At 64.1% G+C, this 10,632-nt stretch carries 11 protein-coding genes; 4 read left to right on the top strand and 7 right to left on the bottom strand.

From position 1 onward, the window contains the following. Positions 1-162 precede the first annotated feature (162 nt). A complete protein-coding gene (locus EOM25_09640; GenBank protein ID NCC25437.1) occupies positions 163-723 on the top strand; it encodes a chemotaxis protein CheD in 561 nt (186 codons plus the stop codon). Here EOM25_09640 and EOM25_09635 read toward each other — a convergent pair. Both EOM25_09635 and EOM25_09630 read right to left on the bottom strand, forming a co-directional pair. Further along, positions 695-1,366, bottom strand: coding sequence for an HAD family hydrolase (locus EOM25_09635; GenBank protein NCC25436.1), 672 nt, complete (start codon positions 1,364-1,366; stop codon positions 695-697). The genes EOM25_09640 and EOM25_09635 overlap by 29 nt on opposite strands. Next, positions 1,363-1,659, bottom strand: a complete 297-nt coding sequence (locus EOM25_09630) for a hypothetical protein (GenBank protein ID NCC25435.1) — start codon at positions 1,657-1,659, stop codon at positions 1,363-1,365. The genes EOM25_09635 and EOM25_09630 overlap by 4 nt, the downstream gene beginning before the upstream one ends. Before the next feature lie 120 nt (positions 1,660-1,779). Here EOM25_09630 and EOM25_09625 point away from each other — a divergent pair, with 120 nt between their 5' ends. Next, complete coding sequence (locus EOM25_09625; GenBank protein NCC25434.1) at positions 1,780-3,153, top strand: PFL family protein; 1,374 nt, start codon at positions 1,780-1,782, stop codon at positions 3,151-3,153. Here EOM25_09625 and tilS read toward each other — a convergent pair. From tilS to EOM25_09600, 5 genes are read right to left on the bottom strand one after another with little or no spacing between them, the layout of a single operon-like run. Then, positions 3,146-4,252, bottom strand: a complete 1,107-nt coding sequence (gene tilS, locus EOM25_09620; GenBank protein ID NCC25433.1) for a tRNA lysidine(34) synthetase TilS — start codon at positions 4,250-4,252, stop codon at positions 3,146-3,148. The genes EOM25_09625 and tilS overlap by 8 nt on opposite strands. Further along, positions 4,198-4,533 carry a hypothetical protein gene (locus tag EOM25_09615; protein NCC25432.1) on the bottom strand — a complete coding sequence of 112 codons (336 nt, stop codon included), beginning with the start codon at positions 4,531-4,533 and terminating at the stop codon, positions 4,198-4,200. The genes tilS and EOM25_09615 overlap by 55 nt, the downstream gene beginning before the upstream one ends. Before the next feature lie 37 nt (positions 4,534-4,570). Continuing rightward, on the bottom strand, positions 4,571-5,884 hold the full coding sequence (locus EOM25_09610; protein NCC25431.1) for a glutamyl-tRNA reductase: 1,314 nt from the start codon (positions 5,882-5,884) through the stop codon (positions 4,571-4,573). A 23-nt stretch (positions 5,885-5,907) separates the two neighbouring features. Next, positions 5,908-6,735, bottom strand: coding sequence for a cytochrome C assembly protein (locus EOM25_09605; protein NCC25430.1), 828 nt, complete (start codon positions 6,733-6,735; stop codon positions 5,908-5,910). Further along, positions 6,713-7,402, bottom strand: a complete 690-nt coding sequence (locus tag EOM25_09600) for a bifunctional precorrin-2 dehydrogenase/sirohydrochlorin ferrochelatase (GenBank protein NCC25429.1) — start codon at positions 7,400-7,402, stop codon at positions 6,713-6,715. Before EOM25_09600 ends, EOM25_09605 begins: the two co-directional genes overlap by 23 nt. Before the next feature lie 128 nt (positions 7,403-7,530). Between EOM25_09600 and EOM25_09595 the strand changes: the two genes are divergently transcribed. Both EOM25_09595 and EOM25_09590 read left to right on the top strand, forming a co-directional pair. After that, the gene (locus tag EOM25_09595; protein ID NCC25428.1) at positions 7,531-8,772 is read left to right on the top strand and encodes a molybdopterin molybdenumtransferase MoeA; all 1,242 of its coding nucleotides are present in this window, start codon (positions 7,531-7,533) and stop codon (positions 8,770-8,772) included. Positions 8,773-8,796: 24 nt separating this feature from the next. Further along, the coding region (locus tag EOM25_09590; GenBank protein NCC25427.1) for a molybdopterin biosynthesis protein at positions 8,797-10,632 on the top strand (1,836 nt) is incomplete at its 3' end.

The raw sequence follows: 10,632 nt of genomic DNA, 5'->3' as shown, positions 1-10,632 counted from the left end.
GATCGTCATCCTCTCCCGCTACGACGACAGCGAGCGGATGATGGAGGCCCAGTTCGAATCCGAGGCCGACATGTATCTGACCAAGCCGGTTGAGGAGGCCTCCCTCCTGGAGGCATTGAAGGCCCTGGAACTGATCGGGTCCGATCTGGGCGACGAAGACGAATGCACAGTGTTCTGAAGAACAACCCCCACCTGAGGCTCCACTACCTGATGATCGCCGAGGGCGGGATCTTCAGGTCCGACAGCGCGGTCCAGACCGTCCTCGGATCCTGCGTCTCCATCACCTTTCACCACCCCAAGGAGCGGATCGGGGCCATCTTCCACGCCCTGCTTCCCACATGGCGGGACTACGAGAACCCCCTCGCGGAGGCCAACCGCTACAGATATGTAGACTCGGCCGTGGACGCCATCTGCGATAGGCTGACCCGCAAAGGGCTGCGTCTGAACGCCCTGGACTGCAAGGTCTTCGGCGGGGCCAGCCCGCTGCTGCCCGGGGAACTCGGGGCCGGCAAAAAGAACGTCCAAAGCGCCCTGGAATCACTGGAGCGCCATGGTCTGCGCGTCGTGGCCTCCAACGTCGGGGGTCTGCAGGGCCGGAAACTCATCTTCGTGGTCGAGAACGGCATGGTTCTCATCAAAAAGCTCCGGGCCCAACAGTATCAGGACACACCCCCGGAACGGAACCCCGACATCTCTATCCCTCCGAGTCGGTCTCGTCGATAAAGTCCAGAATGTCCTCGGGCTGATCGATCAACATCCCGGCCCCGGCCTCCAGAAGCTCGTCCCGGTCCCGATAGCCCCACAAGGCCCCCACGGGGTACATGCCGGCCTGCACGGCCGTGTCCATGTCCACGTCGCTGTCCCCGACGAACAGACACTCCTCGGGGTACAGACCCAGGGCGTCGGCGATCTCCAATGCCCCGGCCGGGTCCGGCTTGACTGGCCGCTCGGGCCGGGCCCCGAGAACGGCCGAAAAACTCCACTCGTCCAGCAGGCTGTCTACCATCAGGCGGGTGAACTCGTGGGGCTTGTTGGAGTGCACGGCCAAGGCCAGCCCCCGATTCTCCAGCCCCCGGAGGAGTTCGGCCACCCCCGGGAAGAGATCGGTGGAATCCTGCCAATGCTTGGCATATTCGACCTGCATGGCCAGAATGCACTCCCGGATGGTCTCTTCCTCGCGGCAATCTTCCGGAAGAGCCTGGAATACGAGACGGCCCATGCCCCGGCCGATAAACCCCCGATAGGCCTCGACCCGGTGGACAGGCAACCCCCTGGACTCCAAGACCGTGTTCATGCTTGAGGCCAAGTCTTCGATGGAATCGATCAGGGTTCCGTCGAGATCGAACACCACCCCCCTGAAAATCATTGAGCCCTCCCGGCCATGGCCTCGAAGGCCTTGACCAGAGCCAGACACAGAGCCAGGGCCGCCTCCTCGTCCTCCACGGTGATCACATCTCCGGCCGGGTTGGTGACCACTGCCTTCCACTCGCTGACCGTCAGTTCCCTGGGCTTCATGTCCTTGAGTTTGAAGGTATAGCCCAGGGTCTCGAAGGCCGCCCCTGCGAACAGGGCCCGCCCGACATCCTCGCTATAGGCCCCATCCCGGTCCAGTCCGGCAATTTCGGCCACCTTGGCGCTGAGTTCCCGCTTCGAAATCACTGCATCACCCTCCTTTTTGCTGTTTTTGTGGATCCGGCCCCAGGCTTGCCCTCGGACCGGTCATTCTCTATGTGCTTCAGGTCCATCCAACATCTACACCCCCGACGGGCGAGGAATTTTATGCTGACCGAACGCGAAGTGCTCTCCATGTTCGAAATGGTCAAGAACGAACATCTCGACGTCCGGGCCGTCACCCTGGGGCTGAACCTGTTCGACTGCGCCTCCGACGACCTGGGCAGGCTGACTGCCAACATCCGGTCCAGAATTGTGTCCATGGCCGGGAACCTGGTCCGGGTCTGCGACGAAATCGGCGACCGCTACGGCATTCCCGTGGTCAACAAACGCATCTCGGTCAGCCCCATGGCCGCCGTGGCCGCGCCCTTCCCATGCCGGGGCATGGTCGAGGTGGCCAAGGCCCTGGACGCGGCCGCGGCCGAGGTCGACGTGGACTTCATCGGCGGTTTCAGCGCCCTGGTCGAAAAAGGCCTGGCCAAGGGCGACTTCGCCCTCGTCGAGGCCATTCCCGAGGCCCTGGCGTCCCCCTCCCGCCTCTGCGCCTCGGTCAATGTCGCCTCCACCAGGGCCGGCATCAACATGGACGCCGTGATCCTCATGGCCGAGGCCGTCCAAAAATCGGCCATGCTCACCGCGGACAAGGACGGCCTGGGCGCGGCCAAGCTCTGCGTCTTCGCCAACATCCCCCAGGATGTGCCCTTTATGGCCGGGGCCTATCTGGGCATCGGCGAGCCCGGGGCAGTCATCAACGTCGGGGTCAGCGGCCCGGGCGTGGTCAAGAAGGCCATCGACCGCTTTCTCCAGACCAACCCGCACGCGGCCCTGGATGAGGTCGCCGATCTGATCAAGAGAACGGCCTTCAAGGTCACCAAGGTCGGGGAACTCATCGGCCGCAAGGTGGCCGAGGCCCTGAACGTCCGCTTCGGAATCGTCGACCTCTCTCTGGCCCCGACCCCCAACGTGGGCGACAGTGTGGGCGAGATATTCCAGAGTCTCGGTCTGGGGGCCATCGGAGTACCCGGGACCACGGCCGCCCTGGCCATGCTCAACGACGCGGTCAAAAAGGGCGGGGCCTTTGCCAGCGCCCAGGTCGGGGGCCTGTCCGGGGCCTTCATCCCCGTCAGCGAGGATCTGAACATCGCCTCTGCCGCTGAGCAGGGTCTCCTCAGCCTGGAAAAGCTCGAGGCCATGACCAGCGTCTGCTCCGTGGGCCTGGACATGGTGGCCATCCCCGGGGACACCCCGGTGGAAACCATCGCCGGCATCATGGCCGACGAAATGGCCATCGGGGTCATCAACAAGAAGACTACGGCCTGCCGCCTCATCCCAGTGCCGGGCAAGAAGGCCGGGGACAGGGCCTTCTTTGGGGGCCTCCTGGGCGAGGCCGGAATCATGGCCATCCGGGCCCCGGGCATGTCGGCCGGATTCATCCGCCGCGGAGGGCTTATCCCCTCGCCCCTGCAAAGCCTCATCAACTGACCGGACTATGGTGCGATCCGGGTCCGCGCCCGGGTCCGAACTCGACCCCCTCTCGCTTGATCCGTCCATAGGCCGGACCCGGAAACTGGACCACGGCTCCGGTCTTTTGCCCGGTCCACAACTCGTCCAGCCGAATGAGATTTTGGAACCGAGGACCGCCGAACCGCTCCAGGGCCAGCTTGAGGGTTCGCAACCGCACAGACCTGGGAAGAATCCGGCACCCGTCCTCGACCAGGGCCGATTCGGCACGCCAACGTATCCGGGATTCGGCCAGGATTCGGAAGAACGATTCATCGTCCCGGGACGAAGACGAGAGCCGAACCACGGCCTCCAAAAAATTCGGATTTTCCTCCAGGAAGGCGGGCAGAATCCGATCCCTGATCCTGTTGCGGAGAAATCCGGGATCGTCGTTGGATGGATCCTCAATGGCGGTCAGGCCAAGGTCGTCGAGAAACATCCGGATCTCGGCCCTGGAAACGAACAGCATGGGCCGGACCAGCTTGCGCTCCGGATCCAGGGCCGGCATCCCCCCGAGACCCGGCCACCCCGTGCCCCGAATCAAGCGCATGATTACGTCCTCGGCCAGGTCGTTCAGGCTATGGCCGGTGGCGATCCACTGGGCACCGGATCGTCGAAGAACCCCGGACAGAAACCGGTAGCGCAGATCTCTGGCCCCCTCCTCGACGCCCATCTTTCGGCTACGGCACCAGATTGGCACCGAGGTCCGACCGACCAGACAGGGAATTCCAAGTTCGGTGGCCAGGGCCGAGGCCGCCGCCGCCTCGTCTCGGGATTGGGGCCGGAGGCCGTGATCGAGGTGTGCGGAAACAAGCTCGAAGCCGATTCTGGGGGAAATGATGCGCAGGCAGGCCGTCAGGGCCAGGGAATCCGGGCCTCCGGAAAAGGCGGCCAGAAGTCTGGTCCCGCGAAGACGAAGTCCGAGATCGTTTCTCAGAAACCGTTCCGCCCGCAGGCAAAACCGGGCAGCACTTCGCGGCAAGGACTTCAAAGACAGGAAATTCGGCACCGAGAACCTTGGAGCCTTCAGGCCGGGATATCCAGGGCCTTGAGAACCCCGTCCAAAAAATCCATGCCGTATCGCGCCTGCTCAGGCCCGGCGTACCGCATGCAGGGGCAGCTCAAGGTGTTCCGGCAGCGGACCAGAAATTCCAGCTTGATCCAGTCAGGCCCGGTCTCCAGGGCCAGATAGTGATCCCCGCATTTTGGGGTGTGCTCGGCCTGCTGCGGGTCGAGCAAATCTACGGGGAGAACGACCCGAAACGAGCCTTCGATGGCGGACCCACAGCCATGGGCCCGCAGCCATTCCTCTATTCTGGGCACGGCGCCCTCGCCGAGGTCTTCGATCAGATAGGTCCGCATGCTTCCCTCGCGTTTCCAGTCTCGAACACGGCCGGCACTACCCGGCCGGAGTTTTCGTGCCGTGTCCCTCGGGCCGGACTTCGTCCAGGCCGAAGATCCGCCGCACCTGGTGCACGGCCTCCTGGGACTCGCCAAAGTCGCACCCCTGCCGCTTGAGGTAGGCCATGGGCCCATGGCAGACTTTCTTGGCCAGGGACAGGGCCAGGGTCCGGACGGCCTCCTCCACCCTCGGGTCCACGTCCGGGCCCAAGGACTTCAGGGTTTTGCGGATCTCGCGTTCGGCCAGATCCTCGACCTTCCGGTTCAGGTCCACGATGGTTGGAGTGAGTTCCAGGGACCGGAGCCAGCGCTCGAACGCGGCCACCTCGTCCTCGATGATGGCCTGGGCTCGAGAGGCCTCCTCCCGCCTGGAGGCCAGGTTTTCCTGGACCACGTCCTGGAGGTCGTCGATGTCGTAGAGATAGACGTTGTCCAAACCGTTCACGTCCGGGTCAATGTCCCGGGGCACGGCTATGTCGATGAAAAACATGGGCCGGTTCCGCCTCTGCTTGAGGACCTTTTGGACGTCGCGGGCCCTGATGACCGTCACCGGCGAACCCGTGGAGCTGATGACGATATCGGCCCGGACCAGACTTTCCAGCAGGCCCTCGAAGGACACGGCCTCGGCCCCGAAGGCCCTGGCCAACTCTTGACCTCTGGACAAAGTTCTGTTGGCCACGAGCATTCCGGCGATGCCCGTGTTCTTGAGATGGGTCGCCGCCAGTTCGGCCATTTCCCCGGCCCCGACCAGGAGGACCGTCTGCCGGGAGAGATCCCCGAAGATCCGCTTGGCCAGCTCCACGGCCGCGTAGCTGATGGACACGGCGCTGGAGGCGATGGCCGTCTCGGTCCGGACCCGCTTGGCCACGGAAAAGGCCTTGTGCATGAGCCGGTTGAGGATCACCCCGGACCAGCGCTCCTCCACGGCCGTCCGATAGGCCTCCTTGAGCTGGCCCAGGATCTGGGGCTCGCCCAGGACCATGGAATCCAGGCTCGAAGCTACCTGAAACAGATGCAGAACGGCGTCCAGCCCTCGGTGAATGTAAACATGGGGCCGTAGTTCGTCCTCGCTTCTGCCGCAGATGGCCGCCCAGCTCTCCATGACCCGGTCGGCCACGTCCCCATCTCCGATGGAGATCACCAAAAATTCGACCCGGTTGCAGGTCGAAAGGACCAATGCCTCCCGGATGACCCCGCCCCGCTGGACCAGGCAGCACTCACACGGAGCCCGTCCGCTCAGGGCGAAACGCTCCCGAACCTCCACCGGCGCGGTCTTGTGGTTCAGACCCACGAGCACGAGTCCGCGGGCCATATCCGGTAAGATGTTCGCCTTGATCATGGTCTCAGACTGTGATGGGTTGGCATCATCAGATTGATGATGGTCATGGACAGGATGGTCAAAACAAAGAGCCAAATGACGATCTTGGCAGGTTTGCGGCCCTGCCAGCCCAGGATCAAACGCTGATGGAACAGATACCCGTACACGCTCCAGATGACGATGGAGATGAGCTCCTTGGGGTCCCAGCTGAAGACCTGCTTCCAGGTAAACGCGGCCCAGATGAAACCAGAAAGCATGCCCGCCGTGTACAGGGGGAACCCGGCCATAACCGCCCAATGGTTGGCCTTGTCAAAGACCGAGAGGGACGGCAGATCCTGGGCAAAGCCCTTAATTCCGGCCTTGGTCTTGATTCTCCGCTCCAGATACAGATAGCACATGCCCGCTCCGCAGGCCAAGGCCAAGAGCGCCATGCTGATGAAAAGGGACCCGACATGGAGCCCGAACCAAAGGCTGCTCAAGGTCTCGGGTACGGGAACCTTGATATCGGACACGGCAAGGGAGGAGGTAAAGAGGATCAAGGCCAGGGGCGCGGCGGCCAGACTCAGAAACTCGATCTTCAGGCGCCAGCAAAGGAAGAAGAACACGGCCAGAAAAAGCCAGGCCATGAGACTGAAATGGAATTGGGCCTGGGTGAAATTTTCATGTCCGAGGCCAACCACCATCAGGCCGATGTCCACGCTGTGGAGTCCGAAACCCGCTCCGGCCAACCTCATGGCCCATCGACGGAAAACCGTGGAGCGCAGGACGAGGCCGCCCAGGAAGAGCACCGCCCCGGAAAAATACAGAACGATGATCAACAGTTCAAAAATTTTTTCCGGACCCATGCAGATACACTCCTATTTCAGGGTGCAGGACCTCGGGCAGGACTTGACGCAAAGTCCGATCCGCCCCCGCTAGATCCCCAATTTCCAACTGCCGCCTGAGTTCTGATCCCACCAGGGCCCGAAACAGATCCCGGTTCTGGTCGCAATCCGTGCCGCAGGACAGAACCCCTTCCCGGATCCGGCCCATGACCGTCAGCAAGGGCTCGTAGCCGGGGCCGAACATCTCATCGAGCTCCTGTCGGACCATCCGGGCCAGGGCCGGGCTCCGGCCTGATGTGGACACGGCCACGACCAGATCCCCCCGCCGGATCAGAGACGGAAGAATGAAGTCGCTTTGATCCGGGTCGTCGGCCACGTTGCACCATACACCCCGAAGTCGGCAGGTTTCGGCGACCTCGGCATTGAGGCCCGCGTCGCTGGAGCAGGCAAAGACCAGCGTCTGGCCCAAAACGTCCTCGGCCCGAAACGGCCGCTGAAGAAATGAAAAGTTGGCCCGGCTGTCAAGGAGTCTCTGAATGTCACTGTCTGGCGGTCGGATATCCAGCCCGGTGACCTGGGCCGGTCCGCACTCGAGAAGCCCCTCGAGTTTGCGCCGACCGACCCGGCCCAATCCGACGACAAGGCATCGACGACCGGTCAGTTCCAAAAATACGGGATAGTGGGCCATCAGCGGCCTCTATCAGAGGGGGCTTTCCCTGTAAAATCCGGTTTTGCCCCCGGAAAGGTTGCCCTTTGCAACTATGCCAGATACGGTATAGATCAAAATCCGCTGTCACCGAAACCCTTTCGATCACCATGAAAACATCCTTTTTTCGGGCCGTCTCTCCGGCTGAATTCACCGATCTTCTCCGTTCGTTTCCAATTCTGGGTACCGAAACCGTTGATCTGGACCAGGCCATTGATCGTGTCCTGGGAATTGATCTTGTCGCCTCCGAGGATCTTCCTCTCGTGGCCCGGTCCTGCATGGACGGCTACGCCGTGAGGGCCGTGGACCTCTTCGGGGCCTCGGAATCGGCCCCCAGCTATCTCGACCTTCGGGGCTCCTTGCAAATCCGGGAGATCAGCACCGAAGTCCTGGCCCCCGGTACCTGTCTGGCCATCACCACCGGGGGTACCCTGCCCCCCGGGGCCGACGCCGTGGTCATGGTCGAGCACACCGACCGTCTGGACGAGACGACCATCGAGGTCCGCCGACCCCTGGCCCCGGGCGAAAACGTCATGCTCCGAGGCGAGGATGTGATTACAGGGACCGTGGCCCTGACCGCCGGAACCCGCATCAGGGTCCAGGAGGCTGGGCTCCTGGCCGCCCTGGGCCAAACTGAAGTCGTCGTCCGCCGCCGCCCTCGGGTGGCAATCATTTCCACCGGCGACGAACTGGTACCCGTGAATGGCAAACCCGTGCCCGGCCAGGTCCGGGACGTGAACTCCGTGACCCTGGCCGGACTGGTCCGAGCCCACGGCGGTCTGCCCCTGGCCATGGGCATCGTCCCGGACCGCTTCGAAGACCTGGCCCAGGCCCTTGCCCGGGCCCTCGATCAGGCCGACGTGGCATGTCTTTCGGGCGGCAGCTCCGTGGGCACTAGGGACTTGACTGTGAACGTCATCGAGGCTCGGTCCGATTCCGAAATCCTGGCCCACGGTGTGACCATCAGCCCGGGCAAGCCGACCATCCTGGCTCGCTGCGGGAACACGCCGGTTCTGGGTCTTCCAGGCCAGGTCACCTCGGCCCAGGTAGTCATGCTCGTCTTTGGCGGCCCCCTTCTCTGGCATCTCCAGGGCCGGGCCGATGCCTTTGATTCCGAAATTCGACCCATCCGTCCGGCCGTGCTCTCCCGAAACCTGGCATCCAAACCCGGTCGGGAGGACTACGTCCGCGTGGCCCTGGAACCTGCGACCGAAGGCCGATCCCTGGCCGTGCCCGTCACCGGAAAGTCGGGCCTTCTTCGGACCCTTCTCGACGCCCAGGGCCTGTTGACCATTCCGGCCTCGTGCGAGGGCCTGACCGCCGGAAGCCCTGTCAATGTCTGGATGATCTGAACCGCAATGCCTTTCGGAGGTTTCATGAGCCGCAACATCTATCTGAAGTTGATTCCCGTGGACGAGGCCGTGGCCAGAGCCATTTCGGCCCTGGATCGCGAGGCCCTGATGGCCCGCGAGACCGTGCCCACGCACGAAGCCCTGGGCCGGGTTACGGCCAAACCCATTTTCGCCCGCTACTCCTCGCCCACCTTTCACAGCGCGGCAATGGACGGTTATGCAGTCCGGGCCAGGGACACCTGGCAGGCCCGAGAAGGACATCCGGTCATCCTGAAAGCCGGACGGGATTTCGTGCCCGTGAACACCGGCCATCCTCTGCCCGAGGACATGGACGCCGTGATCATGATCGAGCACGTCGTGGACCGTGACGGCGATCTGGCCGTGGAAAAACCGGCCTTTCCCATGCAGCACGTCCGCCGCATCGGGGAGGACATCGTGGCCACGGAACTCCTCCTGCCCCAGAACCACACCATCACCGCCTACGACATCGGGGCCCTGCTCACGGCCGGCATCTGGGAGGTCACGGTCTGGGAACGCGTCCGCCTGACGGTCATTCCCACCGGCGACGAGGTGTTGGACTTCACGGCCCGGCCCGAACCCGGACCCGGTCAGGTCGTGGAGAGCAACTCCCAGGTCTTGGCCGCCCTGGCTGGGTCCTGGAGCTGTTCGGTCCACCGGGTGCCGCCGGTTCCCGACGACCTCGACGCCCTGGAGCGTGCCGTGCGCGAGGCCCTCGAGAAATCACACATCGTGATCATCGGCGCCGGGTCCTCGGCTGGGAGCAAGGACTACACCCGCACGGTCATGGAGCGAGTGGGCCAAATTCTGGTCCATGGTCTCTCGGTCATGCCCGGCAAGCCGACCCTGATCGGCGAGGCCCGGGGCAGGCTCATGGTCGGAGCCCCCGGCTATCCGGTCAGCAGCGTGGTCTGCTACGAGGATGTCCTGGCACCGGTCGTGTCCTGGCTTGCCCGCCAGCCCCGGCCCGAGGCCGTCACCCTGCCCGTGGTCCTGGCCCGCAAGGTGGCCTCCCGCCTGGGCATGGAGGAACGTGTCCGCCTGTCCATCGGTCGGGTCGGCGAACGCTACGTGGCCCTGCCCCTGGCCCGGGGTGCTGGCCTGATCACCTCCTTGACCAGGGCCCAGGGCGTGACCGCCGTGCCAACGGACACCGAAGGTCTGGAGGAAGGCGTCACGGTCCCGGCCCGTCTGCTCGTCCCCCGGGCCACCCTGGACAAGACCCTGGTGGTCATCGGCAGCCACGACAACACCCTGGACATCCTGGCCAACGCCCTCATGGGCCTGCCCGAGCCCGTGGCCCTGGCCTCGGCCCACGTCGGCAGCATGGGCGGCCTGAAGGCCATCGCCTCCGGCATGGCCATGGTCGCCGGAGCCCACCTCTTCGATCCCGAGACCGAGGACTTCAACTTCCCTTTTTTGAACCGCGTCGCGCCCGGCCGCGACCTCATCCTCGTCAACCTGGCCATCCGGCATCAGGGCCTCATTGTCGCCCCGGGCAATCCCCTGGCTATTTCCGGCGTGGCCGATCTGGCCCGGCCCGAGGTCACCTTCATCAACCGCCAGCGCGGGGCCGGCACGCGGATTCTCCTCGACCACACCCTGGCCAAGGCCGCCATCGCTCCGAATGCGGTCAAGGGCTACGACAAAGAGGAGTTCACCCACATGGCCGTGGCCGTGAACGTCCTGACCGGCGCGGCCGACTGCGGCCTGGGCATCCACGCCGCGGCCCGGGCTTTGGGGCTTGACTTCATCCCCCTGGCCCGGGAACGCTACGATCTGGTCATCCCGGCCGAATTCATGGACGACCCCAGGATCGCGGCCTTGCTCGCCCTGCTCGAG

The sequence above is a fragment of the Deltaproteobacteria bacterium genome, from assembly GCA_009929795.1.
Classification (GTDB): domain Bacteria; phylum Desulfobacterota; class Desulfovibrionia; order Desulfovibrionales; family Desulfomicrobiaceae; genus RZZR01.
Note: the sequence above shows the minus strand (reverse complement) of the source record. Positions and strands in the feature narration are given on the sequence as shown.

What these genes read in the sequence shown, in the direction of transcription:
- EOM25_09640 (NCC25437.1), top strand. Translation starts at nt 163, where the DNA reads ATGCACAGTGTTCTGAAGAACAACCCCCACCTGAGGCTCCACTACCTG.
- EOM25_09635 (NCC25436.1), bottom strand. Translation starts at nt 1,366, where the DNA reads ATGATTTTCAGGGGGGTGGTGTTCGATCTCGACGGAACCCTGATCGAT.
- EOM25_09625 (NCC25434.1), top strand. Translation starts at nt 1,780, where the DNA reads ATGCTGACCGAACGCGAAGTGCTCTCCATGTTCGAAATGGTCAAGAAC.
- EOM25_09615 (NCC25432.1), bottom strand. Translation starts at nt 4,533, where the DNA reads ATGCGGACCTATCTGATCGAAGACCTCGGCGAGGGCGCCGTGCCCAGA.
- EOM25_09610 (NCC25431.1), bottom strand. Translation starts at nt 5,884, where the DNA reads ATGGCCCGCGGACTCGTGCTCGTGGGTCTGAACCACAAGACCGCGCCG.
- EOM25_09605 (NCC25430.1), bottom strand. Translation starts at nt 6,735, where the DNA reads ATGGGTCCGGAAAAAATTTTTGAACTGTTGATCATCGTTCTGTATTTT.
- EOM25_09600 (NCC25429.1), bottom strand. Translation starts at nt 7,402, where the DNA reads ATGGCCCACTATCCCGTATTTTTGGAACTGACCGGTCGTCGATGCCTT.
- EOM25_09595 (NCC25428.1), top strand. Translation starts at nt 7,531, where the DNA reads ATGAAAACATCCTTTTTTCGGGCCGTCTCTCCGGCTGAATTCACCGAT.